At 42.3% G+C, this 24,703-nt stretch carries 26 protein-coding genes, 14 tRNA genes and 1 CRISPR repeat array; of the genes, 2 read left to right on the forward strand and 38 right to left on the reverse strand.

Features of this window, described 5'->3' with window-relative positions:
• Positions 1-44: 44 nt before the first annotated feature.
• From spo0A to NSQ26_RS07465, 14 genes are all read right to left on the reverse strand, one after another.
• Positions 45-836 carry a sporulation transcription factor Spo0A gene (gene spo0A, locus NSQ26_RS07400; protein WP_499717701.1) on the reverse strand — a complete coding sequence of 264 codons (792 nt, stop codon included), beginning with the start codon at positions 834-836 and terminating at the stop codon, positions 45-47.
• 194 nt (positions 837-1,030) lie between these two features.
• A complete protein-coding gene (gene spoIVB, locus NSQ26_RS07405) occupies positions 1,031-2,317 on the reverse strand; it encodes a SpoIVB peptidase (protein WP_499717702.1) in 1,287 nt (428 codons plus the stop codon).
• 113 nt (positions 2,318-2,430) lie between these two features.
• Positions 2,431-4,137: a DNA repair protein RecN gene (gene recN / locus NSQ26_RS07410; RefSeq protein WP_499717703.1), complete on the reverse strand. Its 1,707-nt coding sequence runs from the start codon at positions 4,135-4,137 to the stop codon at positions 2,431-2,433.
• 11 nt (positions 4,138-4,148) lie between these two features.
• Positions 4,149-4,961 (reverse strand): TlyA family RNA methyltransferase, encoded by an 813-nt coding sequence (locus tag NSQ26_RS07415; protein WP_218123998.1) that lies wholly within the window; start codon positions 4,959-4,961, stop codon positions 4,149-4,151.
• Entirely contained in the window at positions 4,961-6,847 is a 1,887-nt protein-coding gene (gene dxs / locus NSQ26_RS07420; RefSeq protein ID WP_499717704.1) for a 1-deoxy-D-xylulose-5-phosphate synthase, read from the reverse strand. Before dxs ends, NSQ26_RS07415 begins: the two co-directional genes overlap by 1 nt.
• 145 nt (positions 6,848-6,992) lie before the next feature.
• Positions 6,993-7,871 (reverse strand): polyprenyl synthetase family protein, encoded by an 879-nt coding sequence (locus NSQ26_RS07425; protein WP_499717705.1) that lies wholly within the window; start codon positions 7,869-7,871, stop codon positions 6,993-6,995.
• Positions 7,868-8,113, reverse strand: coding sequence for an exodeoxyribonuclease VII small subunit (locus NSQ26_RS07430; protein WP_437182626.1), 246 nt, complete (start codon positions 8,111-8,113; stop codon positions 7,868-7,870). The genes NSQ26_RS07425 and NSQ26_RS07430 overlap by 4 nt, the downstream gene beginning before the upstream one ends.
• On the reverse strand, positions 8,110-9,456 hold the full coding sequence (gene xseA / locus NSQ26_RS07435; RefSeq protein WP_499717706.1) for an exodeoxyribonuclease VII large subunit: 1,347 nt from the start codon (positions 9,454-9,456) through the stop codon (positions 8,110-8,112). Before xseA ends, NSQ26_RS07430 begins: the two co-directional genes overlap by 4 nt.
• Before the next feature lie 41 nt (positions 9,457-9,497).
• A complete protein-coding gene (folD, locus tag NSQ26_RS07440) occupies positions 9,498-10,355 on the reverse strand; it encodes a bifunctional methylenetetrahydrofolate dehydrogenase/methenyltetrahydrofolate cyclohydrolase FolD (RefSeq protein WP_499717707.1) in 858 nt (285 codons plus the stop codon).
• A gap of 19 nt (positions 10,356-10,374) precedes the next feature.
• On the reverse strand, positions 10,375-10,782 hold the full coding sequence (nusB, locus tag NSQ26_RS07445) for a transcription antitermination factor NusB (RefSeq protein WP_090775403.1): 408 nt from the start codon (positions 10,780-10,782) through the stop codon (positions 10,375-10,377).
• A gap of 109 nt (positions 10,783-10,891) precedes the next feature.
• Positions 10,892-11,284, reverse strand: a complete 393-nt coding sequence (locus tag NSQ26_RS07450; protein ID WP_499717708.1) for an Asp23/Gls24 family envelope stress response protein — start codon at positions 11,282-11,284, stop codon at positions 10,892-10,894.
• A gap of 30 nt (positions 11,285-11,314) precedes the next feature.
• Positions 11,315-12,661 (reverse strand): acetyl-CoA carboxylase biotin carboxylase subunit, encoded by a 1,347-nt coding sequence (gene accC, locus NSQ26_RS07455; RefSeq protein WP_090775401.1) that lies wholly within the window; start codon positions 12,659-12,661, stop codon positions 11,315-11,317.
• Between the two features lie 16 nt (positions 12,662-12,677).
• Complete coding sequence (gene accB / locus NSQ26_RS07460; protein ID WP_499717709.1) at positions 12,678-13,172, reverse strand: acetyl-CoA carboxylase biotin carboxyl carrier protein; 495 nt, start codon at positions 13,170-13,172, stop codon at positions 12,678-12,680.
• A 74-nt stretch (positions 13,173-13,246) separates the two neighbouring features.
• Positions 13,247-13,624 carry a hypothetical protein gene (locus NSQ26_RS07465; RefSeq protein ID WP_499717710.1) on the reverse strand — a complete coding sequence of 126 codons (378 nt, stop codon included), beginning with the start codon at positions 13,622-13,624 and terminating at the stop codon, positions 13,247-13,249.
• A gap of 268 nt (positions 13,625-13,892) precedes the next feature.
• Here NSQ26_RS07465 and NSQ26_RS07470 point away from each other — a divergent pair, with 268 nt between their 5' ends.
• A complete protein-coding gene (locus NSQ26_RS07470) occupies positions 13,893-14,354 on the forward strand; it encodes a cupin domain-containing protein (RefSeq protein WP_499720014.1) in 462 nt (153 codons plus the stop codon).
• A 155-nt stretch (positions 14,355-14,509) separates the two neighbouring features.
• On the opposite strand, the gene NSQ26_RS07475 is transcribed toward NSQ26_RS07470, so the two are convergent.
• Genes NSQ26_RS07475 through NSQ26_RS07515 form a run of 9 tightly spaced genes read right to left on the reverse strand, consistent with a single transcriptional unit; the run spans position 14,510 to position 20,038 of the window.
• A complete protein-coding gene (locus tag NSQ26_RS07475; protein WP_090775398.1) occupies positions 14,510-15,085 on the reverse strand; it encodes a SpoIIIAH-like family protein in 576 nt (191 codons plus the stop codon).
• 3 nt (positions 15,086-15,088) lie between these two features.
• Positions 15,089-15,748, reverse strand: coding sequence for a stage III sporulation protein AG (gene spoIIIAG / locus NSQ26_RS07480; protein WP_090775397.1), 660 nt, complete (start codon positions 15,746-15,748; stop codon positions 15,089-15,091).
• 15 nt (positions 15,749-15,763) lie between these two features.
• Positions 15,764-16,405: a stage III sporulation protein AF gene (spoIIIAF, locus tag NSQ26_RS07485; protein ID WP_090775396.1), complete on the reverse strand. Its 642-nt coding sequence runs from the start codon at positions 16,403-16,405 to the stop codon at positions 15,764-15,766.
• Positions 16,406-16,409: 4 nt separating this feature from the next.
• Positions 16,410-17,615 (reverse strand): stage III sporulation protein AE, encoded by a 1,206-nt coding sequence (gene spoIIIAE, locus NSQ26_RS07490; protein WP_090775395.1) that lies wholly within the window; start codon positions 17,613-17,615, stop codon positions 16,410-16,412.
• Positions 17,616-17,638: 23 nt separating this feature from the next.
• On the reverse strand, positions 17,639-18,028 hold the full coding sequence (spoIIIAD, locus tag NSQ26_RS07495) for a stage III sporulation protein AD (RefSeq protein ID WP_245701137.1): 390 nt from the start codon (positions 18,026-18,028) through the stop codon (positions 17,639-17,641).
• 25 nt (positions 18,029-18,053) lie between these two features.
• Entirely contained in the window at positions 18,054-18,260 is a 207-nt protein-coding gene (gene spoIIIAC, locus NSQ26_RS07500; RefSeq protein WP_090775393.1) for a stage III sporulation protein AC, read from the reverse strand.
• Positions 18,261-18,298: 38 nt separating this feature from the next.
• Positions 18,299-18,811 carry a stage III sporulation protein SpoIIIAB gene (spoIIIAB, locus tag NSQ26_RS07505; protein WP_090775392.1) on the reverse strand — a complete coding sequence of 171 codons (513 nt, stop codon included), beginning with the start codon at positions 18,809-18,811 and terminating at the stop codon, positions 18,299-18,301.
• Positions 18,808-19,746: a stage III sporulation protein AA gene (gene spoIIIAA / locus NSQ26_RS07510; protein ID WP_090775391.1), complete on the reverse strand. Its 939-nt coding sequence runs from the start codon at positions 19,744-19,746 to the stop codon at positions 18,808-18,810. Before spoIIIAA ends, spoIIIAB begins: the two co-directional genes overlap by 4 nt.
• Before the next feature lie 13 nt (positions 19,747-19,759).
• Positions 19,760-20,038, reverse strand: coding sequence for a YqhV family protein (locus NSQ26_RS07515; RefSeq protein WP_367576283.1), 279 nt, complete (start codon positions 20,036-20,038; stop codon positions 19,760-19,762).
• A gap of 232 nt (positions 20,039-20,270) precedes the next feature.
• Here NSQ26_RS07515 and NSQ26_RS07520 point away from each other — a divergent pair, with 232 nt between their 5' ends.
• Positions 20,271-20,798 (forward strand): shikimate kinase, encoded by a 528-nt coding sequence (locus NSQ26_RS07520; protein WP_090775390.1) that lies wholly within the window; start codon positions 20,271-20,273, stop codon positions 20,796-20,798.
• Positions 20,799-20,852: 54 nt separating this feature from the next.
• On the opposite strand, the gene NSQ26_RS07525 is transcribed toward NSQ26_RS07520, so the two are convergent.
• From NSQ26_RS07525 to NSQ26_RS07595, 15 genes are all read right to left on the reverse strand, one after another.
• Positions 20,853-21,407: a hypothetical protein gene (locus NSQ26_RS07525; RefSeq protein WP_090775389.1), complete on the reverse strand. Its 555-nt coding sequence runs from the start codon at positions 21,405-21,407 to the stop codon at positions 20,853-20,855.
• 65 nt (positions 21,408-21,472) lie between these two features.
• Positions 21,473-21,546: transfer RNA gene (locus NSQ26_RS07530), tRNA-Arg, on the reverse strand.
• 9 nt (positions 21,547-21,555) lie between these two features.
• Positions 21,556-21,644, reverse strand: a tRNA-Leu gene (locus tag NSQ26_RS07535).
• 20 nt (positions 21,645-21,664) lie between these two features.
• Positions 21,665-21,738: transfer RNA gene (locus NSQ26_RS07540), tRNA-Cys, on the reverse strand.
• 6 nt (positions 21,739-21,744) lie between these two features.
• Positions 21,745-21,816, reverse strand: a tRNA-Gly gene (locus NSQ26_RS07545).
• Between the two features lie 5 nt (positions 21,817-21,821).
• Positions 21,822-21,897: transfer RNA gene (locus tag NSQ26_RS07550), tRNA-Gln, on the reverse strand.
• 4 nt (positions 21,898-21,901) lie between these two features.
• Positions 21,902-21,978: transfer RNA gene (locus NSQ26_RS07555), tRNA-His, on the reverse strand.
• A 10-nt stretch (positions 21,979-21,988) separates the two neighbouring features.
• Positions 21,989-22,062: transfer RNA gene (locus NSQ26_RS07560), tRNA-Trp, on the reverse strand.
• A gap of 9 nt (positions 22,063-22,071) precedes the next feature.
• Positions 22,072-22,156 (reverse strand) — tRNA-Tyr (locus NSQ26_RS07565).
• A gap of 70 nt (positions 22,157-22,226) precedes the next feature.
• A tRNA-Thr gene (locus tag NSQ26_RS07570) sits at positions 22,227-22,302 on the reverse strand.
• A 6-nt stretch (positions 22,303-22,308) separates the two neighbouring features.
• Positions 22,309-22,384: transfer RNA gene (locus tag NSQ26_RS07575), tRNA-Phe, on the reverse strand.
• A gap of 19 nt (positions 22,385-22,403) precedes the next feature.
• A tRNA-Asp gene (locus tag NSQ26_RS07580) sits at positions 22,404-22,480 on the reverse strand.
• Positions 22,481-22,510: 30 nt separating this feature from the next.
• A tRNA-Met gene (locus tag NSQ26_RS07585) sits at positions 22,511-22,587 on the reverse strand.
• A gap of 8 nt (positions 22,588-22,595) precedes the next feature.
• A tRNA-Val gene (locus tag NSQ26_RS07590) sits at positions 22,596-22,671 on the reverse strand.
• 23 nt (positions 22,672-22,694) lie between these two features.
• Positions 22,695-22,766 (reverse strand) — tRNA-Glu (locus NSQ26_RS07595).
• A 362-nt stretch (positions 22,767-23,128) separates the two neighbouring features.
• Positions 23,129-24,689: a CRISPR direct-repeat array (repeat unit 36 nt; unit sequence GTGCCAATCAACATGTTTGCCGTTAAATGTTTGGAC).
• Positions 24,690-24,703 lie beyond the last annotated feature (14 nt).

The following is a 24,703-nucleotide window of genomic DNA, read 5'->3' on the forward strand; positions in this document are numbered from 1 at the left end:
AAAGACACACGTCTCCGTGCGCCTTCTTAGAGTGCTCCTTAAACTTAACTTACGCGATGTTCAATCCGTAATTTATCAGCAATGATGGCAATGAACTCGGAATTTGTTGGCTTTGATTTCGTCTGACTAACGGTATATCCAAACAAATTTGCAATGGAATCAACATTTCCGCGATTCCATGCGACTTCAATGGCATGACGAATCGCTCGTTCAACCCGACTTGCGGTCGTGTTAAACTTTTTTGCAATATCAGGATAGAGCACCTTTGTAATCGAACCAAGCAACTCAATGTCTTTATATACCATCGTGATTGCTTCACGTAAATACATGTAACCTTTGATGTGTGCCGGTACCCCGATCTCATGAATCACACTCGTAATGCTTGCATCCAGGTTAATTTCTTTCGGCGTCTCCTTTGGGGTAATCGATGGGCGCCAGTCTCTCATTTGCGGCCTAACCCACTGCTTCACCCCACTCACTTCACGGATCTTTTCCATCAACACTTCCATATCAAACGGCTTCAACACATAGTAAGATGCACCATAATCAACCGCACGTTTTGTAATATCTTCTTGTCCAAACGCTGTCAACATAATGGTTTGCGGTCGTACAGCTTTTCCACTTAACCGTTTTAATACCGAAAGACCATCGAGATGGGGCATGATGACGTCAAGCAACAACACATCAGGTTTTTTTTCTTCCAATACCTCTAAACATTCTTTACCGTTGAAAGCGGTGCCAACAACTTGCATATCATTTTGCGTCTCAATATACTCGACCAAAAGTTGGACGAGCTCTTGGTTATCGTCTGCCACACATACCGTAATATTTTCCATATTTCTTCCTCCAATTTTTAAAAATTGTTGTGTATTGTTTAGATTCGACATCGATGCATGTAATCCTCTTTTTATTTTAAAAACAGTAGTTTTTCAACAAGAAAATGTTGCAATAGCCGCTCTCCCTCACATTCCGGCACATGCCACTTCATTTTTTCGCTATGTTGAATACAGAAAAAAACCAAAGCGTGTGATTAACTCGCTTTGGCTTGCACAAGACCTGTATGAAGACCTGCTTCTTCTAACATCCATCCTATATGACATGCATACCCAGACGTCGGATCATTCACAAATACATGAGTCACGGCGCCAATGATCTTGCCGTTTTGAATAATTGGGCTTCCGCTCATTCCTTGTACAATTCCACCTGTTTCCTCCAGTAGACGCTTATCAGTCACTTTAATAACCATCCCTTTTGTCGCCGGTGTTGCTTGTGTAATACTATTTACAATCTCAATATCGAACTTCTCCACTTTTTCTCCATCAACAACTGTCAACATCTGAGCAGGTCCTTTTTTCACTTCAGAAGCACTGGAAATTGGCAGAGGTTTATCTGCAATATCATTTTTTAGGTCACGTTTGTTCAATTTACCAAAAATACCAAATGAGCTATTCTTCTCGATATTACCTAAAATATCGCGTTCCTGTGAAATACGGGCCAATTTCTCCCCCGGTTCACCATTTAATCCTTTCTCAATCGACGTCACCGACGAACGCATAACTTCTCCATCATGGACAGTAATTGCCTTATGTGTATCAGTATCCGCAATGACATGACCAAGCGCACCATATTTGCCACTTTTAGGCTCATAAAATGTGAGTGTTCCGACACCAGCAGCTGAGTCACGAATATAAAGACCCATCCGATACAAGTGATCACCTGTTGCTTTTTCTGGCGTGAGCGTCGTCTCAAATGTTTTTTGATTACGTCGTACTTCCAGCTTCAGGTCTTTCTCTTCTTTACCAGCTTGCTGAACAAGCTCAGCAACCTCATTCATGGAATGTATAGGTACACCATCTAATTTTGTGATCATATCGCCAACTTTTATACCAGCATCTTCACCTGGAGATAATTGTTGCCCTTTCTTCTCGATCAAATGATGACCAACAACAAGCACACCTTCTGTATTTAATTTTACTCCAATTGATTGCCCTCCAGGGACCACTTCTATCTTCGGTAAGACAGATACATCAATTGCCTTTACTGGCCACTTCCCGACCGTCATGACCACTTCACTATTTCCTGCTTCTTCACCACTTAGATATGTGCGATGTCCTTGATTTTTAAATGCAATCGCTGACGATGTTTCTTTTGACTCTACCCCCTCTAAGTTGTGCATTAACAATTCCTCACTACCTTCAAACACCGTCATAGAAGTGGGAACCGCTACAAAATGCTTTATCGCTGGTGAAAAAGCAAGTCCAATCATACACACAGCAAGGATAAAACCGATGACATACCTTATTTTCAAATCATTCACTCCCCTAGCTCCCAACCCACACCTCCATGCTGGCTGTACTATTAATGTTGCCGTCAGTGATCAGATTTATAACTGGGGAGCATAGAAAAAGCCACCCATTCTGGATAGCTTTTCTAACATACAACCTTTTTTAGTTGCGCTTGTTGCAACAGCTCTTTTGCATTCTCGCGTGTAATTTCTGTCACCTTGGTACCTGAAAGCATCCGCGCCAGCTCTGCAATCTTTTCCTTCTCAGTTAGTGACTTGACATTGGTCACAACCCGTCCATCTATTTCCGTTTTGGAAATAAATAAATGTTGGTCTGCCATTGCTGCGACTTGTGGTAAGTGCGAAATACACAACACTTGAGAACCCATTGAGATCCGGTAAACTTTTTCAGCAATTGCTTGTGCAACACGTCCACTCACGCCACTGTCGACCTCATCAAAAATGACTGAAGTTATTCCTTGGCTCGCAGAAAGACTCGACTTTAAAGCAAGCATCATTCGAGATATTTCTCCGCCAGACGCAACTTTTGCCAATGATTTAAGTGGTTCACCGCGGTTCGCTGACAATAAAAATTCAACCTGATCTTTTCCATTAAATCCAAAATGATCAAGTGCTTTTTCGGCTTTACGTATAGAGAGCTTTACTTTAAAGGTCGCTTTTTCCATATATAGTTGCTGCAACTGCGTAAAAACTGTAGATGACAATTTGGCTGCCACTTTTTCACGAATTTCTGTTAGTTGTGCAGCCAATGGCGCTAATTTTTCATAACACGCTTGTCTTTTCTCGTTCAATGCTGCCACATGGTCTTCTCGATCTGTCAATGTCATAAGCTCTTCTTTAATTTTTACTTCATGCGCCAAAATTTCTGACACAGATTCCCCGTATTTTCGTTTTAACGTCTCAATCTCGGCAAGGCGTGCCTCCACTAAATTTAGGCGGTCAGAGTGAAAATCGACTTGATCAATCGCCTCTCTTAGTGTAAAAGCGGCCTCTTCTAACGTATAATAACTCGTAGAAATTTGTTCCACTAATGGCTGCAACGTCAAATCAATGTTCGCCGCTTCTTCTAAAGAAGACAGTGTTTTACTGACAGCGTCTAACCCACGACCTTCACCATACAACTGTTCATAACTTGCCGTCAGTGTAGAAATCAATTTCTCACTATTAGCTAATTTATAACGCTCTTCTAACAGTCGCTCATCTTCATGTTCAGTCAGAGCCGCAGCGGCAATTTCATTAGATTGATACGTGTACAAGTCAATTTTTTGTGCGATGGCTTGTGTGTCCTGATTCAATGTCCGATACTGTTCTTCTATCTGTTGCATCCGCCTAAATTCCTTTTGATACATCTTTAATGTGGTGGACAACTCTTCTCCACCAAAACGATCGAGCAATGACAAATGTTCTTCCTTACGCATGAGTGTTTGGTGTTCATGTTGTCCATGTACATCAATGAGTGACTGTCCAACATCACGAAGCTGGGAAATTGTTGTCAATTTACCATTGATACGGCAAATGCTCTTTCCTACGGATGTAATATCGCGTCGAATAATTAACATGTCTTCCTCTATATCAATGCCAATATTCATTAGTTTCTCATGCACCGGGTGAGTTGCATCTACATGAAACAATCCCTCAATTTCCGCTCGTTTTTCACCATGTCTAATAAAATCAGACGAGCCTCTTGCACCGAGCAATAAACCAACTGCATCAATAATAATTGATTTCCCTGCACCTGTTTCTCCTGTTAATACCGTTAATCCTTGCTCAAATGGTACAGTCAATTGCTGGATAATGGCAAAATTTTTAATGGACAATTCCGTCAACATCATGATCGCCACCTTTACTTGCTAAGTTGTGCAGCCAAGTTCACCACAGATTGGATTTTCTCTAATTGCACAGCTATTTTTCCCGATCCTTTTTTTAAATGAAGTAAAAATTCGACGTTTCCTTCTCCACCGGTGATGGGTGAAAAATCGAGGGAAACAACGTCAAATCCAATTTCAGCTGCAAATGTGGAAATATCAATTAATACTTGTTCATGGACGCTTGGATCACGCACAATCCCTTTTTTCCCTACAAAAGCTCTTCCTGCTTCAAATTGAGGCTTGACAAGGGCACACACATCGCCTTTTTCCATTAAAATATCAAATAGGGGAGGCAAGATGAGACGCAAAGAAATAAATGAAACATCAATCGTTGCAAATGCTACTTTATACGGGTGAAAATCTTCTGGACGGGAGAAACGAAAATTAACGCGCTCCATCACTGTCACACGATCGTCTTGTCGAATTTTCCAAGCAAGTTGGTTGTAACCGACGTCAACGGCATACATGTGTGACGCCCCATTTTGCAAAGCGCAATCTGTAAACCCACCCGTCGAGGCGCCAATATCGAGCCCACTCTTGCCATTAACGTCTAAATCAAACACTTCTAACGCTTTTTCAAGCTTTAATCCTCCGCGGCTCACATAAGGCAGTACTTGTCCTTTGATCCGAAGGGGCGCATCATACGCCACCTTCAATCCTGGTTTATCCAAACGTTCTGAATCGCTGTATACAAGCCCAGCCATAATTGCACGCTTTGCGCGCTCACGGGTTTCAGCTAATCCTCGTTCAACAAGTAACACATCTAAACGTTCTTTCTTCATTTTCACTACGCCCGTTTCTTTCTCGTTGGTAGCATACTTACCAATGCATCTGCCACATGACGTGGTGTCAAACCAATTTCCTCGTATAATTCCTCAACACGACCATGTTCAATGAAACGATCGGGAATGCCTAGACGCTTCACATCAACCTGGCACCCTTGATCATGGAAAAACTCGAGTACAGCACTACCAAATCCACCTTGCAAAACAGATTCCTCCAGTGTCAAAACGGGGTGATTAGCGCTGGCAACTTCCATTAAGAGTGCTTCATCAAGCGGTTTTACAGACGTCGCATTAATTAAACGAACACGGGTGCCTGACTGTTCGATTTGAGCAACGGCCTGTATCGCAACTGGTACCATCGTGCCAAATGTAATGATGGTTGCATCATTTCCTTCATGCAGCACGTCCCATTTTCCAATAGGCCACACCTTTAATTGCTCATCCATTTTTACACCTGTGCCATTCCCACGCGGATAACGAACTGCAATTGGGCCATCATCATAACAGAGCGCCGTATAAAGCATATGCTGCAGTTCATTTTCATTTTGTGGGTTTAAAATCACCATATTTGGAAGTGAGCGCAAAAAAGCGATGTCAAATACACCTTGGTGCGTTTCTCCATCTGCACCAACTAACCCTGCGCGATCAATCGCAATCACGACATTCAAATTTTGCCGACAAATATCGTGCACTACTTGATCATAACCACGTTGTAAAAACGTTGAGTACACTGCATACACTGGTTTCATTCCTTGCGTTGCAAGCCCTGCTGCCATCGTTGCGGCATGTTGCTCAGCAATCCCAACATCGAACATACGGTGAGGGAATTCTTCTGCAAACAAGTCTAGTTTTGAACCACCTGGCATTGCTGGCGTAATCGCGACAACGCGTTCATCCTCACGGGCGATCTTCTTGAGCGTGTTGGCAAATACACTAGGGTAACTTGGTGGACCTGACTTTTTCACCATTTCACCGCTCTCAATTTTATAAGGACCTGTCCCATGCCATGCACCTGTTTCGTCTTCTTCGGCCGGGCGATAGCCTTTGCCTTTCTTTGTCAAGACATGAACGAGTACCGGTCCGGACATTTTCTTTGCACAATTTAATTGATCATTAAGATCGGCAAAATCATGCCCATCCACTGGACCTAAATAAGTAAAGCCCATCTCTTCAAAAAACATCCCTTGTACCATCATATATTTCAAACTGTCTTTAACCCGTTCCGCTGTATCAGCCAGCTTTCCGCCAAAAGCAGGGATTTTCCGAACGAGGTGTTCCAATTCTTCTTTTGCTTTTTGATATTTACCAGCCGTGCGGAGACGCCCTAAAATACCATGCAACGCGCCCACATTCGGGGCAATCGACATTTCATTGTCATTTAGCACGACGATCAAATTCGTTTGCTCATGCCCAATGTGATTCAACGCTTCAAGCGCCATTCCACCTGTCAACGCGCCATCACCAATAATGGCAACAATATGCTCCTTGTCACCCTTTAAATCTCGGGCAGCCGCCATTCCCATTGCTGCTGATAATGATGTTGAGCTATGCCCCGTTTCCCATACGTCATGCTCACTTTCTGATCGCTTCGGGAAACCACATAACCCTTCATATTGACGCATTGTATCAAACTGGTTTGCTCGTCCTGTTAAAATCTTGTGTACATACGATTGGTGACCGACATCCCATATCAATTTGTCTTTTGGGCTCTCAAATAATTGGTGTAACACAAGCGTTAATTCTACTACTCCTAAGTTTGGCCCAATGTGACCGCCATTCACCGATAATTTTTCAACTAAAAAACGACGAATATCGCTTGCAAGTTCCTCAAGCTGTTTATTCGAATAATGTTTTAAAAACATCGGATTCTGGATTTCTTCAAGGTTCATCGATGAAACCCCCATTTTCCTAGTCTGTTCATGACCTGGAAGCGTGCGCTATTTAACACTTTCTATGCTACCTGGTTTTTTTCCTAAACTCCAGTATATCAAAAAAGACAGTGCGAATACTAGCATTAACGCAAAACCTTTCGTGTTAATGCAATCGTTCAACTAAGTAATCCGCAATTTCCCCTAAAATGGTGTCAGAAAGCCCTAGTTTGTGCAAATATCCTTTTGCTTGCTCATGATGGTAGGATAGCATCTTTTTTGCTCCGTCCAAACCTAATAATCCCGGATACGTGCTTTTATAATTTGTCTCATCACTCCCCACCGGTTTACCTAACGTTTCACTATCTGATTCAACATCGAGTATGTCATCTTTAATTTGAAATACAAGCCCGAGCTCTTGTCCAAATTGTTCCAGACACAATCGGTCTTCTTTATTCACCCCTGCAATATATGCCCCGGCGACAATTGAAAAAGTGAGTAAATCACCTGTTTTGCGACGATGAATATGAGCCAGCTCATCTACAGTTAACGACTTTTTTTCTGCCAACATATCAGCCAACTGTCCCCCAACCATTCCAGGAGCGCCAATTGCTTTACTGAAAATTGAAATGAGTGCGACCTTTATTTCCGCTGTCATCTCCGTTGTTTCAGCATCGGCAATGAGGCCAAAACTATGTGTTAACAGCGCATCTCCCGCCAAAATAGCTGTTGCTTCATCATACATTTTATGGTTGGTTAATTGGCCTCGCCGATAGTCATCATCGTCCATTGCTGGCAAATCATCATGGATCAATGAATATGTATGCACCATTTCAATTGCACAGGCAGCTTCAAGCCCAATTGAAATGGGCTTTCCATAAGCTTCTAAAACCGCCATTAATAAAAGCGGACGCACGCGTTTACCGCCTGCTTCCAATGAATAACACATTGCTTCTTTTAAACGTAGCTCCGCTTGTAGTGACTGCACATAGTGAGGGAGGTGTCGATCTATTAGTTGTCTCACTTCTGACACAAATACATTCATCCGTTTGCCCCCTTTTGCAAATCCACTTCACTTAATTCTCCATCTTCATCCATGACTTGATCAAGTTGTCGCTCAACGTTTAGTAACTTTTCATGACAATCTTTTGAAAGAGCCATACCACGCTTGAACATTTGCAGTGCTTCTTCAAGCGGGACTTCGCCTCGCTCAAGTTGTTCAACGACATCCTCAAGCTCGGTCATAGATGCTTCAAATGTTTTTTGTTCTTGCTTCTCACTCATCATTTCTCACCCCCATCATTTTGTTTTGCGACGACTTTACACATCAGCGTACCATCTAATACCGACACGCACAGATCATCCGCCACATCTACATCTGCAACGGAACGTACGATCTGTTCGCCTTTATGAACAAGTGTATAACCACGTGCCATCACACGCAACGGGCTTAACAATTCTAACTGTTGCACAGTGGCTGCAAAATATTGTCGTTTGTCTTTTAACTGGTTGGATATTGCCCGTTTTAATGCACGCTCTTGCCCTGTTAACGTCTCTTTTAACCTAGCAAGGCGAAAAGAAGGATGAAGACGTTGCAATGCCTCATATCGTGATTCATAGCGAAGGCGATGTTTCGTAACATAATGTGCTCCATTTAACAACATTCGTTCATACAATTGCTCCAACTGCTGCTCTTTTTGCCATAACTGTCGGCGCAGATTAATTCGTTTCAAAAAACGTTCGCACCGCTCAAGCTGCGCACGTCTCTGCTCTTTATGTACTTTCATTGCCCGACATAACCGATCAGTCAAGCTTGCTAATTGCCCTTTGAGCTCGGCAACATCTGGTACAGCCAGTGTTGCTGCAGCTGTTGGTGTTGCTGCGCGTTTATCAGCAACAAAGTCACTTAACGTAAAATCGGTTTCATGTCCAACCGCAGAAATAACCGGAATGCTCGCTTCCGCAATCGCCCGCACAACTGTCTCGTCATTAAATGCCCATAACTCCTCGATAGATCCGCCACCTCGACCGACGATCATACAATCAAATATATTTGCTACACTCGCCTGCATAATCGCGCGACAAATAGAGGCAGGCGCCCCTGTTCCTTGAACAAGCGTGGGAAACAATGTCACCTTCACTTGGGGGAAACGCCGTTTTAACGTTGTCAACATGTCTTGCAATGCTGCACCAGTCCGTGAGGTGACAATCGCAATATGGCAAGGAAAACGTGGTAAAGGGCGTTTTCGTGCTTCTGAAAATAAACCCTCTGCTTCTAATTTACCTTTCAGTTGCTCATAAGCGACATGTAAATCACCAACGCCATCTGGTTGCATTTCTTTTGCGTACAATTGATATTGTCCATACGGCTCGTATACATTGATTTCACCACGAATAAGCACGTGCATCCCATTCTCTGGGGTAAAACGTAAGTAACGATTGTAACCAGCAAACATGACGGATTGTAGACGAGAATGTTTATCTTTTAATGTGAAATACATATGTCCACGTGCATGCTGCTTTAAATTAGAGACTTCCCCTCGTATCCATAATTCGGGCAAGAACGCATCTGCTTCAATCAACTCTTTCATATAACGAGACACGTCACTTACTGTCCATGTCTGATTCATTTTTCCCGTCCTCTCTCCCTTAGGACGCCCACACAAATTGTCTAGGCCATTACTGCGCGTGCTTTCGTCGCTGCATAAACCGTATTTTCGAGCAGCATTGTGATCGTCATCGGTCCGACGCCACCTGGTACTGGTGTTAAAAACGCGGCTTTATCACGGACAGATGCAAACTCCACGTCACCAACAAGCTTGTTATTCACACGATTCATGCCAACATCAATGACAATTGCCCCTTCTTTGACGTCTGCTTCTGTAATCAAGTTCGCCCGACCGACTGCAACAATCAATATATCCGCTTGTTTCGTAAAAGAAGACAGGTTTTCCGTCCGTGAGTGACAATATGTGACCGTTGCATCTTCATTCAATAAAAGTTGTCCTACCGGTTTGCCAACAATGTGACTACGACCAACAACAACAACGTGTTTTCCAGACAATGTTACACCGATTTCTTTTAACATGACGAGTATGCCATGTGGCGTACACGGCAAAAATCCTGTTTCCCCCAACATCATCTTTCCAACATTTAGCGGATGAAAACAGTCTACATCTTTTTCAGGTGAGATCGCACGGATGACTGTCTCTGTTGAAATGTGCACTGGCAACGGTAGTTGGACAAGAATGCCATCAATATGTGGATCTTCGTTCAGTTGTACCACATGATCAAGTAAGTGTTGTTCAGTCGCTGTCGTCGGTAACCGAATAAGACGAGAATGAATACCCATCCGTTCACATGCTCGTTGTTTATTGCGTACGTACGTTTCGCTTGCTGGGTCTTCTCCTACTAACATGACAGCAAGTCCCGGCGTGATCCCTTGTGTCTTTAAGCGTTCAAGTGCAGTCTTAATCATCTCACCTTTTTTTTGTGCAAGTTGTTTCCCGTCAATGATTGTCGCTGACATGTGTAGGTCGCTCCCTTTTTCAATTATTCTTTTTTTGTGTAGCCATTTCATATGAATGATGCAATACACCGTTCATAAAACGTCCAGCATCCTCTCCACCGAACGCCTTTGCAAGTTCTATCGCCTCATTTAATGTCACGTTGAATGGAATGTCTTCAATGTACAGCATCTCAAATAACGCCATACGAGCAATCGCACGATCAACATAGCCTAGACGATCAAGTGTATATCCTTTAATATTCTTGCTCAACCATGCATCAAGTTGCGTTGTATGCGCCAATGTGCCATTGACAAGTTCTTCAAAAAACGCACTTGGCTCATCTTCTGGACTGAGTGTATTTTTCATCGCACGATCTACGTCCGTTTGAATTAAATTCACTTGATATAATGTTTGTACGGCCCGCAATCGGGCTACCCGTCGATTCATAATGAACTCCTTTAACAAATTCTATCTTCAGTATAGCGTAAAACCATTCGACCGTCATGTACACTCGACCGATCATGAAAAAAGCCGGCAAATGCCGGCTGCTTCCGATTCAGACCTCGCCCGCTGTTTCTTTTGGCTCAAAATGTACATCTACAACGTGTATGTGAATGGCCTTTAGCTCAAGTGCTGTCATCGTTTCTAACGCTTGCTGTATATTAAGCTGCACAAGATTTGCTACTTCCGGAACTATTGCACCATAGTGAATAATTAGCGCAACATCAATTGTAATCCCATCATCACCTAGTTCTACTTTCACACCTTTACCGTGATTTTTGCGACCAAAACGTTCCGCAACATCCGCAGCAAAGTTCCCGCGCAAACCGGCTACACCTTCTACTTCCTGCGCCGCAATACCGGCAATCACTTCAATAACCTCTGGAGAAATCTCTACTTTACCAAGACCACTTTTTTCTTCTTCTAATCCTAGCAATTGCTCTTCCATCGTCAACATCCCTCCACTACGATTTTCTGATCAAATCACATCATGCTCTTCCACAAATTTTGTATTAAACTTACCTGAGACAAATACGTCATGATTCAGTAAGCCTAAATGAAAAGGAATCGTTGTTTCTACGCCTTCAATCCCAAATTCGGCTAACGCTCGCTTCATACGGGCAATCGCTTCTTCACGTGTCGCACCATGTGTGATCACTTTAGCAATCATGGAATCATAAAACGGGGAAATCACATAGCCTGGGTAAACAGCCGAATCAACACGAACACCAAAACCACCTGGTGCTAAATAATCAACAACTTTCCCTGGAGATGGCATGAAGTTCTTCAGTGGGTTTTCTGCATTGATGCGGCATTCGATTGCCCAACCTGAAAAAGTCACATCCTCTTGTGTAAAGGATAACACTTCTCCTGCAGCAACGCGAATTTGTTCTTTTATTAAATCAATCCCCGTCACCATTTCTGTCACAGGGTGCTCAACTTGAATACGGGTATTCATCTCCATGAAATAAAAATCGCCTGTATGATGGTCATAAATGAATTCAACTGTTCCTGCGCCTGAATACTCTACTGCCCTGGCAGCCGCTACAGCAGCCGCGCCCATTTCTTGCCGCTTTGCTTCAGAAATCGCTGGTGAAGGGGTTTCTTCTAACAACTTCTGTAAACGACGTTGGATCGTGCAATCACGTTCCCCTAAATGGATCACGTTTCCGTGGTTATCCGCTAATACTTGAATTTCAACATGACGGAAATCCTCGATATATTTCTCTAAATATACCCCAGGATTTCCAAAAGCCGTTTCAGCTTCTTGCTGAGTTACTTCAATTCCTGCCCGTAATTCTTTTTCATTCCGGGCAACCCGAATGCCTTTTCCACCACCGCCTGCAGTTGCTTTTATAATCACAGGATAACCGATTTCTACTGCAATACGCGCGCCTTCTTCTATAGACCCGATGATCCCTTTAGAGCCGGGTACAATGGGAACACCTGCAGCTTCCATCGTATCACGTGCGACATCTTTTGTACCCATTCGATTAATTGCAGACGGACTTGGACCAATGAACGTAACGTTACAATCTCCACAAATCTCAGCAAAATCCGCGTTCTCTGCTAAAAAGCCATACCCTGGATGGATGGCATCGGTTTCGGTTAATGTGGCCACACTCATCAAATTCGTGAAATTTAAGTAACTTTTAGCTGACGGGGTCGGACCAATACAAAAAGCCTCATCTGCTAACTGAACGTGAAGTGCTTCTGCATCTGCTTCTGAATACACGGCAACCGTTTCAATCCCAAGTTCTTTGCATGCGCGAATGATACGCACGGCGATTTCTCCACGATTAGCTATTAAAATGCGTTTCATCATCGGTTCCCGCCTCCAACTATGTCCGTTCTACAATCATTAACGGTTGTCCATATTCAACTAACTCACCGTTTTCAACGACGATCTTTGTAATACGTCCTTTTACATCGGCTACAATTGGGTTCATTAGTTTCATTGCCTCCACGATACAAACGACCGTTTCCTCATCGACCGTGTCTCCCACTTTCACATATGGGTCTGCCCCAGGAGAAGGCGCTGCATAAAATGTCCCTACCATAGGAGAAGTAACCGTAAACAAATGACGGTTGTCTGTTTCTTCTGTCGCCGAAGTGTCTGCTGTATTTTGCACCGACGAGGCAAGTGGTGCTTCTTGCGTTGCCACAGGAGGAGGCGCTGCTTGTGACGACATTGGTATGATGGATGACACCGCTTGTCCGCTAATTGGTGCATGTTTTTTCAACGAAATCTTCATATTATCTTGCTCAAATGACAACTCGTCTATAGACGAGGCATCAAACGCTGTAAGTAAGTCCTTTACATCTTCAATTTTCATTCGTTATATGACAACTCCTTTTAAAACTTTCTTGTTAAAAAAGTGAAAGTGAGATTTCTTCTAGCAGCTCACTCCTATTTGTTTTCCATCCCTAAATCGTCCATTTCCTGATCAATGGCCTCATTCTTAGGTTCTACATTGCGGTACTGGCGGAACACAGGGAACTCTGATAAATTTTCAGGAATCTTCCCATCTTCAAGTAAAATGATCTTAACAATATTTTTATTACGCGCCATATGATACTTTTCACCATATTCATTTTCAAGCGTATATCGCTTCAAAGATGCGTAGTCTTCTTCTTGAATGGATACACGCACTTTGTCACCATCGTCATCCTCTACTTCTTCTGCAAATCCCACCTCAAATTCAACGATTTGAATGTGGTCATTTTTAATATTTCTCGTTTGTTCAAGGACTGCTTTCGCTCCTTCAGTTAAATCCGTCCATTTCATTAAACATCTCTCCTCACTTCAAATCTTCACTGCTGTATTATACCATGTAACATGTCTAATTGCATATGCAACAAACGAGTATTTTTCAATAATAAAGAGCAATAATGCAACCATTAACGCGTGTTTCACTTTTGTAAACGACTCATCCGATCTAATGTTTAAAATCATCACGCTTTATAAAATGATGCATAGGGTAAAAATAAACACTAAAAGGAGAAGAGATATGTACCAAGAATACTTTAACAAACAGCGGGATTCATTGTACCGAATGGGTTCTGAACAGGACGAAAAACAAAGTGATGGTGATTTTCATGGCAGAATAACCATCAAAGATTATGGACAAATGCCACTCGTCGTCAATATTGATGAAGCCACAAAGAAAAATCAAACTTATCGTACTGCATTATGGACAGGAACCTACCTTCAAGTCACACTGATGAGTATTGATGTTGGTGACAGCATTGGCTTAGAAGTCCATCCAACAACGGATCAGTTTCTCCGTATAGAAGAAGGCCAAGGTTTGGTTCAAATGGGAGACAGTGAGGAAAACTTAGATTTTCAAGTGGATGCTCGTGATGATTATGCAATTATGGTCCCTGCCGGAAAGTGGCACAATATTACCAACACGGGGGATGATCCTCTCAAAATTTATGCAATCTATGCCCCACCCGAACACCCGTATGGTACTATCCATGAAACAAAAGCGATTGCGATTGAAGCCGAAGAATAGTTATTTCGTTTGCTCTACCTATTCTATTGATGATTAATGTGATTTTAACAACACAAAGAAGAACCAAGCCGGTCACTATAAAGGCTTGGTTCTATACATCGTATTCAGTCACCAAAGTCCCATGAAACTTTCTTTCTAATCTCCGACTCCTGTCGTCACTTCGACATCGGCTCAAATTGAACTGAGACTGCACTCGTCGTTTGTAATTGTTCTTCCGCAAGTTGCATAATATCAAGTGCTTGTGCCGGTGTAAGCGATTCTGCTTGCACCATTACTTTCACCTTATCTTCTTGCGACATGACGAGCGCATCATGGTATCCTTCTGCCCGAATAAGTGATTCAAGCATTTCCTCGTTGGTACTAATCGCCAATATCTCTAGCGACTTGTTATAAGCATCAACTTTTTCCTCAGCAGAAGCTTGGTCATCAGAGGCTTTACGCGAGTATTCCTCCGCTTTTTTGGAACGTGCCTCGTCCATCTTTAACCTTGCTTCTGTAAAGTTGACGTGCCCAGAAATATCCGAGATGATATCTGCATCATTCTCTGCAATGTTTCCTTCTTCATCGACATTAATGGTTACGTCGGTGTCCTCTCCATTTTCCTTTTGCTCTTCTAAAGAACCAACTAAACTAGAATTCGGTCCACGCTCTTGGAGAACATAATAAGCCCCCAGCACCAACATCAAGCTTAACATTGTTAATAACCACACCGTTTGCTTCTTTAACACCATTGCTTATTCCTCCTTTAATTTTTTTGGCATAACCGAGACGCGATGCACAGGGACATCAAGTACACGACTTACCGCCTCCACCACCCACGCCTTTACTTGCACATTCTCCACACCATTCGCCACAACAAGAACACCCGCAACATCTGGTTTTTCTGTCGCGACCACAAGAGGTTTCTCTTTATCTCCCTCTCTTAAAATCACAACTGCTTCTTCTTCTTTGACATCCTCTACCTGACGGCTGCCGCCTTCACGATCGGTTTCTTTCGTATCTTGCCTGCTGCGATTCACATTATTTTGATATATATGTTTCTCTGTATCTGCCACATTGATAAATACAGAGACATCATCAACACCGACCATCTCTTCTAACATTTCTCGTAACTGATTTTCGTAGCGCATCTCGTAATCAGTCATAGAATTGCTCTCAACTTCACGTCCAAACGTAGGTGCTGATTCAACTTCTTTTGAAGTTGTTCCTTCTTCATGAATGACTGGCAATGTCTTTTCTTGTTCTGGCTGAAAAAACTGACTAGCAATCATGAGAAATACACCTCCGCACCCTAGTAATAAAATATATTTAGGTGAAAATGTCCGTTTTTTTTTCTGGGGTTGTTTCTCAAGCCATTTCTTGAACCAATCATCATCTTTGCGTTCATGTTTCATTCATCTTTTCCCTCCTTACCTATGCGACGACAGAGCGGTATCTTTTTGAACAAGTGTGATGAATGTCTCAGGAACGTCCCATTCTTTTGCAAGAAACTTTTTCACTTCTTCATCTTCTAGACCTTTTTCACGCTCACTTACAGTTACATCCTTTTCACTGGAAACATCAATCGTTACCGTTTTGACCGGTTCTACAAAAGATTTGTTTACTGGCTCATCTTCGGTTTGTACCGTTCCAACAGTCACCACCATCCTTTTCCATTCTTCTTGTTCTCCTTCTGTCTCAATGATGACATTGTCAATTTCTAGTTGATATGTTTCGGCTAATTTTTGAGCGACTTGTTCTTTTAATTGGACAGCCACTTGTTCAGATGTATATGCATCATAAAACTGTTCTATCTCTTTTTTTTGTGAATTTATTTTTTCACCAACAGAAGCTTGTTGCTCGGCTGTGTCATCAATAAAAGACGGCAGCCATTCTTCTATGTCACGTTGAAACAACACTAAAACGGGTTGTAACAACAACAACAGTAGCATTAAGCTAACAACAAGTTTGACATAGTTTTTTAACGCCGTATTCGGAAGCATCATTTCTAAAATCGCGGCTAGCATAATAATTAAAATGATCGCGGTGATCCACTCTTTTATAAACGCCATATTTTCACCTCATCATAAATGCAATATTGCTCGCAGCAATCATTAATGTCACTGCCAAGAAGAACATAAAACCAATGAGCACCATTGCAGCAAACACGTATAAAATAGACTTGCCAATAATAGACAAACATTCAATGACTGCACCACCACCCAAAGGTTGTAGCACCGCAGCTGCAAAGTTAAATACAAGTGCAATAGATAATATTTTCATTGCCGGAAAAGCACAAATAGCTAGCAAAATGACGAGTCCCGCCATCCCAATTGTATTTTTCACGAGCAACGATGCACTCATGACCGTATCTGTTGCATCTGTAAACATACGACCAATGACAGGGACAAAATTTCCAGCAATAAATTTGGCTGTCCGAATGGTGAGCCCGTCAACCGACGCTGCCGTTGTCCCTTGTACAGATACGACACCTAAAAATACCGTCATAAATACCCCTAACAAACCAATTGCCGCTGTACGAAAAAGTGTTGCTAACCTTGTCACTTTATAACTCTCATTTAACGTGCTAACAATACCGAGAACAGCGGAAAAGAACAAGAGCGGGAGGACGAGTGTACTGACAAGTAGCCCACTTGTATGAACGAGAAAAATGATGACAGGGTGAAACAATGAAGAGGCAGTCAATCCACCAAGCGCAGCCATCATTGCAAGTAAAAGAGGCAGCATAGCAATTGTAAAATGAACCATTGCATCCACCGCTTCTTTTGCATACGTCATTGCAACATGAAAACCATTCATTGCAAGCATTGCTAGCACGAGCAACGTCACAAAATAAGCGGCTTTACTCACTGTATGACGTTCAAATGCATTTTGAAAAGATTGTAAAATATGAGCAAAAACTGTTAGCAACAATAACATTCCAAGTAGTTTTCCATTTACAACCAGTTCATGCAATAAAAATTTGACTAACCCGAGTACCCAAGCCTTTATTTCGAACTGCTTGTCTCCTTTTAAAAAATCAAGAAAGTTTCCTTTCTGGCTTTCTGGTAAGAAACCTCCATATTCACTAGAAACCTTTGCCCAATATTGCTGAATATCATCTATTTTCAAGTGAGAGATTTGTGTGTCTACTAATTCTGTTTGGCTCATTTCTTCAATTTCACCTTCTACCGACGGCTCAGCGTTAACAACACCATTTCCGGAGAAACATAAGAAGAGCGCAAGAAATAAACCAATTATGACACCTTTTTGTTTCTCCATTGTTTTTCACCTCTCTCCATCGCTTATGTTGGTAGCAGCGCTAAAATCATTTCAATGACTGCCTTAATAATTGGAATGGCTAACACAAGGATGAATATTTTCCCAGCTAATTCGATTTTTGTTGCAATGACTCCTTGACCCGCGTCTCGTGAAATTTGCGCACCAAACTCTGTGATATAAGCAATGCCAATCATCTTCAAGATCGTTTGTAAATAAACCATATGAATATCGGCGTTTTCTGCTAACTGTTGGATCAGTTCGATCATCGCCGTAATTTCATCCATTAGAAATAAAAAAATCAACGCGCCAGCAAACATCGTTAACATTAACGCAAAAACTGGTTGTTTCTCTTTCACAACAAGGGCCAAGAACGTTGCGATCAGCCCTAACCCGACTAATTGTACAATTTCAATCGCAACTCCCCTCCCCGACTTGTATTCATTGGTGAAATAAAAAGATGCTACGTATTTTTTGAAACAAATCATCCACGATGGTCGCTACCATATACAACACTACAACAAAACCAATCACAGTGACCCAATGAGCCCAATCCTCTTTCCCCATTTGCTTTAAGACTGTATGGAGCATGGCAACAACGATCCCTATTCCAGCAATTTGAAAAATCGTATTTGCATCGTAAATCACCACCTGCGCCCCCTCTCACAATAAACAAACCATTCTTTCTATAAAAATAAAATAACAAGCAATAAGCCGGCGAGTATTCCGAGCATCTTTGTCATTTTTTCATAACGTACTTGTAAATCTTTTGCCTCCAACTCATCGCGTTCCAAGTGCACTTGTGCCAGTTTTAATTGCTTTTGTTGTTGCGTACGATCAGTTGTTCCAAGTGTTGTTCCAAATTGGCGCAACACCTCCCGCTCACTTTGTTTTAACGCTGTCTCTCTTAACGTTTCATCTAAACTTTCCATCCATGCTGTCGCAACAGTCACGTGCTTTTCCTGCAGTTTACATGAAAATTGGAGGAAAAACTGAGACAGTGGTTCAGATAACTGCGCTGCAATACGTTCACTTGCCTCAGCTAACGGTGTTTGTCCGAACATAATTTCTGCTTCTAGCGACCGTAAAGCTACTTGTAATTGCCGTAATTGTTGCGGTCGTTCTCGTAATGCTTTTGCTTTATGAAAACCATACAATGTTGTGCAAAGCACAATGAAGCATGCGCCTAGCCATTTCATTGTTTTATTCTCTCTTTTACTTGTTTCGGTAGACGCACACGCTTCACCGTACCTGGGTGTGGATCTCTTCCTAATTCAATGATTCGCGTGAATGCTTGTGCCTGAAATAACGCTGAAAATGTCGGGCGCTTCATTAATGATTCATAAGAGTCACCGTGTGCAGTCGCCATCAACACCACACCAGCATGCATCGCCTCCAAAATTGCTTCGACATCTTCTTGACGACCAATTTCATCCACAATTAGCACATCTGGTGACATTGATCGAATCATCATCATCATCCCTTCTGCCTTTGGGCAACGATCTAACACATCTGCCCGGTAACCAAGATCGTGTTGGGGAATGCCATTTACACACGCGGCGATTTCTGAACGCTCATCCACAATTCCGACTTTTCTCGAAGCAATTCTTCTTTCCTTCACTCCTTCGCTAATATGCCGAGAAAGATCTCTTAAGAGCGTCGTTTTTCCAGTTTGCGGGGGACCCACAAGCAATGTGTTTTGCCAACCCATACGCTGATCGTACACATCTGAAATTAAATGTTTTGCTGCCCCTTTTTTTTGTCGCGCGATGCGAATGTTAAATGAACTAATTGAGCGCATCGTTTGCACCGCGCCTTTTTCTAACACAACTTTTCCTGTTATTCCAACCCGATGCCCACCTTGAATTGTAATATAACCTCTTCTTAACTCTTCTTCAAAGGCATATAACGAATACTCGCTTAACTGATTTAACACAATTTGTGCATCTTCTAGTGTCACTTCATAATGATTGTTGTTTTTCTTAGGATAAACTGGCTTTCCCGCAATTAATAACTCTAATGGACGATGAACACGTATACGAATCTCTTCTAACAAATTTAACTCTGGTTTTGACAGTGTCTCAATTAGACCATGTATGTGTGCTGGTAATATGCGTAATAAATCTTTAAACATCGTGTCAGCCCCTTTATTTCCGAATACCAATGAAAATGAGTAACACACCTGCTCCAATGAGGAGAAATTTTGCTAAAGACAATTTCCCAGTAATCCCAGCTAGTCCAATTCCAAGCGATAATAGTAATACCGTCGGTCCAACTAACGCGAGTGTTGCATTGATTGCAATCGCTTTTTCCACACTATTAAGGCGCAACATGAGGAAAGCTGCCGTCACTTCAATGAAACCAGATAATAAACGTAAGCATACCATCACGATTAATGTCCACTTGATTGCAACAAACGTATCCAACAAGATGCACCTCAATTTCTTTCTGTATAATGAGTTGAAACACATTTGCTTGCGTAGCGCTGTGAAGTGCACAAGCAAACGTGAATGAAGTATACTTCATTCCTTGTATACGAGATCTAAAAGACCGATTTTCTACACTTTATGTGTCTTGGGACATGTTCAGAACCATTTAGCGCTCCTTTCAACAATCTAATTTGGTATACTATTGAAGAGGGAAAGAGAGGTCATCGTGATGGAAGGACATCAACATATTGCACTCAACGGTTTTATGGGCGTCGGCAAAACGAGTATTGGCAAACAGCTTGCATTGCAAATGCATCGCCCTTTTATTGATACAGATGAGGAAATTTCGTCTCAAATGATCATGCCAATTACTGACATTTTTTCGATACACGGGGAATCTTTTTTTCGTGAGTTAGAAGAAAAAACAGTCATTACTGCATGCAATCAGCAGCAACGAGCCATTCTCTCTCTCGGGGGAGGGGCATTTCTTAGTGAAAAAGCGCGGGCGCATTGTTTTGCGCATACTTTTGTTGTCTCTTTACATATGTCGTTTGAAAAATGGTATGCACGAATGACACCATTTATGGATAGCCGCCCCCTGTTACAACAGAAAACGTTGTTTGAGTTGAGAAATTTATATGAGGAGAGGCAACTGATTTATCGTGATTGTCATTTTCAACTATGTGTAGATGAGCTTACAATTAATGAAGCTGTTATGGAGATTGGACGTGCATATGAGGGTCGAGGAAAAATATAAAACCCGTATTGAACAGCGTTTTTCGCGATTCAATACGGGTTTTTCTTGATGAAACTATATTAACTTATTTTTCTTCAAGCATTCGAGGTAGAATTGGTAATTTCGATCATCTAAATCACCAAATTTTATCTCTGGTATACCTACGCGTGCAACTAAATAGTCAACCAAATACCGCGAGAAGCCATATACTTTGAAGTTTGAAATGACGTTTTCTGCATTGCTTTCTAGCACAATAGAAGTGCGTTTACCCCGATTATGTTCATCAATTAATTGATCGTACGTTACTTCTTTTTTCTGCCACTTATGAATAGCGTATTTCACATCATTGAACACTGCAACGATCTTGTCTTTGAGCAGATCCTCTGCCATCATCCGCTTCTCTTCTGAACTATAAATTTCATCCAACACTGCTCTATCCGTAATGGTATATAGTTTGTAAATATCTTTTTCATTGACTTCTTCATCATTTAAATAATCTATTTCATCAATGCTATACAAAGGAATTTCTTGTGCATGAAACTTTGTTTCCAACACATGTTCCAATTGCTCACGATTTAATGTCATTACGTTCGTATCCATGAAACGTTTATGCAGGTCAACATAGTTCATTATATATTCTCCTTAATGATAGTAAAAACACCACTTACCTTGTACAGAAAGTGGTGTTCTAACAGCGCGCCCGAGAGGAGTCGAACCCCTAACCTTCTGATCCGTAGTCAGACACTCTATCCAATTGAGCTACGGGCGCATATAAAGTTGGTGCCGAGGGCCGGACTTGAACCGGCACGGTAGTCACCTACCGCAGGATTTTAAGTCCTGTGTGTCTGCCAATTCCACCACCCCGGCATATGTAGGACAAAAATATTTGGAGGCGGCAACCGGATTTGAACCGGTGATAAGGGTTTTGCAGACCCGTGCCTTACCACTTGGCTATGCCGCCACCTAAAGCGGAAGACGGGATTCGAACCCGCGACCCCCACCTTGGCAAGGTGGTATTCTACCGCTGAACTACTTCCGCATATATGGCTGGGCCACCTGGATTCGAACCAGGGGAATGACGGAATCAAAATCCGTTGCCTTACCACTTGGCTATGGCCCAAAAATGGGGCGGCTGATGGGAATCGAACCCACGAAATGCCGGAACCACAATCCGGTGCGTTAACCACTTCGCCACAACCGCCACGTAAAATTGGCAGGGGCAGTAGGAATCGAACCCACACTGGAGGTTTTGGAGACCTCAGTTCTACCGTTAAACTATGCCCCTATTAACATATGGTGGAGGGGGACGGATTCGAACCGCCGAACCCGGAGGGAGCGGATTTACAGTCCGCCGCGTTTAGCCACTTCGCTACCCCTCCACTTGGAAAGACAATACCTATTGTATATGCTTTTCATGCCAAAGTCAATACGTTTTTAGGTAATTGCAAATGGTGCCGGCCAGAGGACTTGAACCCCCAACCTACTGATTACAAGTCAGTTGCTCTACCAGTTGAGCTAGGCCGGCATCACATGGTGGCTCGGGACGGAATCGAACCGCCGACACATGGATTTTCAGTCCATTGCTCTACCGACTGAGCTACCGAGCCAATAAATTCTTTATAAAAATGGCGGTCCGGACGGGACTCGAACCCGCGACCTCCTGCGTGACAGGCAGGCATTCTAACCAACTGAACTACCGGACCATAATTAGTACTACTATTGAAAGATTTAATTGGTTGCGGGGGGCGGATTTGAACCACCGACCTTCGGGTTATGAGCCCGACGAGCTACCAGACTGCTCCACCCCGCGCCGCTATATGGTGGAGGATGACGGGATCGAACCGCCGACCCCCTGCTTGTAAGGCAGGTGCTCTCCCAGCTGAGCTAATCCTCCATATTCATATAAAACAATCAAAGTGACCCGTACGGGATTCGAACCCGTGTTACCGCCGTGAAAGGGCGGTGTCTTAACCGCTTGACCAACGGGCCACGATAAAAAATTGACTTATTATGTATAAACTATCTGGCGGAGAGCGAGGGATTCGAACCAACTCTACCAAACCCTTTGTCTATCAAGGGGTTCTCCCTTGCGACTTCTATACTATACCAAAATCGTACCAGATAAGTCAATAACTTTTTTTGGCACCTCTAAAAGTTTTTTTCATAAACCTGGTATCCCCTGCCACAAAAGGGGTTTTTTTGTTCCTGTTTAGTTAATGAAGGAGTGACTAAGAGATGAGACTCTCTTGACACACAATAAACGACTTCATAAAGAACGGAAGCCGTTTAATCTTAATTACTTATTCTGTTTGGGTTTTTGTGCAACTTCGAATCCCTCATAGTTCTCTTTAGTGCCAGTCAACATGTTTGCCGTTAAATGTTTGGACCGCGAAGAATTGGAAGCGTTTTTATCGACGTTTTTTGTGCCAATCAACATGTTTGCCGTTAAATGTTTGGACACCCTCAATGGCGATTACAAACGAAATTGATCTATGGTTGTGCCAATCAACATGTTTGCCGTTAAATGTTTGGACGATAAAGAAAAAATGTGTGAATTAATTGATGAAGGGGTGCCAATCAACATGTTTGCCGTTAAATGTTTGGACTCGTACACATCGCATCATTTTTTGATTCCCTTTAGTGCCAATCAACATGTTTGCCGTTAAATGTTTGGACCCTGATTTTAACAGAGCGAAAATCAATGTCAAGAGAGTGCCAATCAACATGTTTGCCGTTAAATGTTTGGACCGTATATGATTCTTTGACTCATGAGATTTTCCCCTTGTGCCAATCAACATGTTTGCCGTTAAATGTTTGGACATTACGATGAAGAAGGGAATCAACGGTCAAAAGAAGTGCCAATCAACATGTTTGCCGTTAAATGTTTGGACCTATCAACAAATATGATCATTACATAGATGCTTATGGTGCCAATCAACATGTTTGCCGTTAAATGTTTGGACTAGGTATGCCTTTTGGGTAACAAAGGATGGCAAAGGTGCCAATCAACATGTTTGCCGTTAAATGTTTGGACTTTTCTTCTTATAGCTCAATTTCTCTTTCACAAACGTGCCAATCAACATGTTTGCCGTTAAATGTTTGGACAATAATCTACAAGCTGGGAGTGACACAGTATGTTATCAGTGCCAATCAACATGTTTGCCGTTAAATGTTTGGACGCCCGGGTAATAGTCATTTAACGTCTCTACCATGCGTACGTGCCAATCAACATGTTTGCCGTTAAATGTTTGGACTTGAATCCTTGAACAAAACCATTTTGCGTGTGATTTAGTGCCAATCAACATGTTTGCCGTTAAATGTTTGGACGAACCATAGCAACACTTTTTTCACCCAAAACTTGTTGTGCCAATCAACATGTTTGCCGTTAAATGTTTGGACGAAAGCTGAAAGAAAAATTGAAGCGGTGGAAGGTAAGGGTGCCAATCAACATGTTTGCCGTTAAATGTTTGGACCCGGAAGTGAGATCATATTCATTCTCGGGAATTTCGTGCCAATCAACATGTTTGCCGTTAAATGTTTGGACCGCAAAAAGGCTTGAGCAAAAAACGAAGTCGGGATCAAGGTGCCAATCAACATGTTTGCCGTTAAATGTTTGGACCCAATGTTCCTTTTTCAATCGTTTATGATCTGCAAGTGCCAATCAACATGTTTGCCGTTAAATGTTTGGACCAATTAGTTAACGTTGTAAAAGAAAATAAGCAGTTAAGGTGCCAATCAACATGTTTGCCGTTAAATGTTTGGACATAAAGTTTTAACGTCAGGGTCAGTGCAATTAAATGTGTTAGTGCCAATCAACATGTTTGCCGTTAAATGTTTGGACAAGCTGCGTCCTGACTGTTTGATTTCAGTTGCACGGTGCCAATCAACATGTTTGCCGTTAAATGTTTGGACCGCTGCTCGTGTCA

Source organism: Bacillus sp. FSL W7-1360 (genome assembly GCF_038592975.1).
In the GTDB taxonomy this organism is placed as follows: domain Bacteria; phylum Bacillota; class Bacilli; order Bacillales; family Bacillaceae_D; genus Shouchella; species Shouchella lonarensis.

Coding starts and splice junctions, on each gene's coding strand:
- spo0A (WP_499717701.1), bottom strand. CDS start 836: ATGGAAAATATTACGGTATGTGTGGCAGACGATAACCAAGAGCTCGTC.
- recN (WP_499717703.1), bottom strand. CDS start 4,137: ATGATGTTGACGGAATTGTCCATTAAAAATTTTGCCATTATCCAGCAA.
- dxs (WP_499717704.1), bottom strand. CDS start 6,847: ATGAACCTTGAAGAAATCCAGAATCCGATGTTTTTAAAACATTATTCG.
- NSQ26_RS07425 (WP_499717705.1), bottom strand. CDS start 7,871: ATGAATGTATTTGTGTCAGAAGTGAGACAACTAATAGATCGACACCTC.
- NSQ26_RS07430 (WP_437182626.1), bottom strand. CDS start 8,113: ATGATGAGTGAGAAGCAAGAACAAAAAACATTTGAAGCATCTATGACC.
- xseA (WP_499717706.1), bottom strand. CDS start 9,456: ATGAATCAGACATGGACAGTAAGTGACGTGTCTCGTTATATGAAAGAG.
- folD (WP_499717707.1), bottom strand. CDS start 10,355: ATGTCAGCGACAATCATTGACGGGAAACAACTTGCACAAAAAAAAGGT.
- nusB (WP_090775403.1), bottom strand. CDS start 10,782: ATGAATCGACGGGTAGCCCGATTGCGGGCCGTACAAACATTATATCAA.
- NSQ26_RS07450 (WP_499717708.1), bottom strand. CDS start 11,284: ATGGAAGAGCAATTGCTAGGATTAGAAGAAGAAAAAAGTGGTCTTGGT.
- accC (WP_090775401.1), bottom strand. CDS start 12,661: ATGATGAAACGCATTTTAATAGCTAATCGTGGAGAAATCGCCGTGCGT.
- accB (WP_499717709.1), bottom strand. CDS start 13,172: ATGAAAATTGAAGATGTAAAGGACTTACTTACAGCGTTTGATGCCTCG.
- NSQ26_RS07465 (WP_499717710.1), bottom strand. CDS start 13,624: ATGAAATGGACGGATTTAACTGAAGGAGCGAAAGCAGTCCTTGAACAA.
- NSQ26_RS07470 (WP_499720014.1), top strand. CDS start 13,893: ATGGGTTCTGAACAGGACGAAAAACAAAGTGATGGTGATTTTCATGGC.
- NSQ26_RS07475 (WP_090775398.1), bottom strand. CDS start 15,085: ATGGTGTTAAAGAAGCAAACGGTGTGGTTATTAACAATGTTAAGCTTG.
- spoIIIAG (WP_090775397.1), bottom strand. CDS start 15,748: ATGAAACATGAACGCAAAGATGATGATTGGTTCAAGAAATGGCTTGAG.
- spoIIIAF (WP_090775396.1), bottom strand. CDS start 16,405: ATGGCGTTTATAAAAGAGTGGATCACCGCGATCATTTTAATTATTATG.
- spoIIIAE (WP_090775395.1), bottom strand. CDS start 17,615: ATGGAGAAACAAAAAGGTGTCATAATTGGTTTATTTCTTGCGCTCTTC.
- spoIIIAB (WP_090775392.1), bottom strand. CDS start 18,811: ATGAAATGGCTAGGCGCATGCTTCATTGTGCTTTGCACAACATTGTAT.
- spoIIIAA (WP_090775391.1), bottom strand. CDS start 19,746: ATGTTTAAAGATTTATTACGCATATTACCAGCACACATACATGGTCTA.
- NSQ26_RS07520 (WP_090775390.1), top strand. CDS start 20,271: ATGGAAGGACATCAACATATTGCACTCAACGGTTTTATGGGCGTCGGC.
- NSQ26_RS07525 (WP_090775389.1), bottom strand. CDS start 21,407: ATGAACTATGTTGACCTGCATAAACGTTTCATGGATACGAACGTAATG.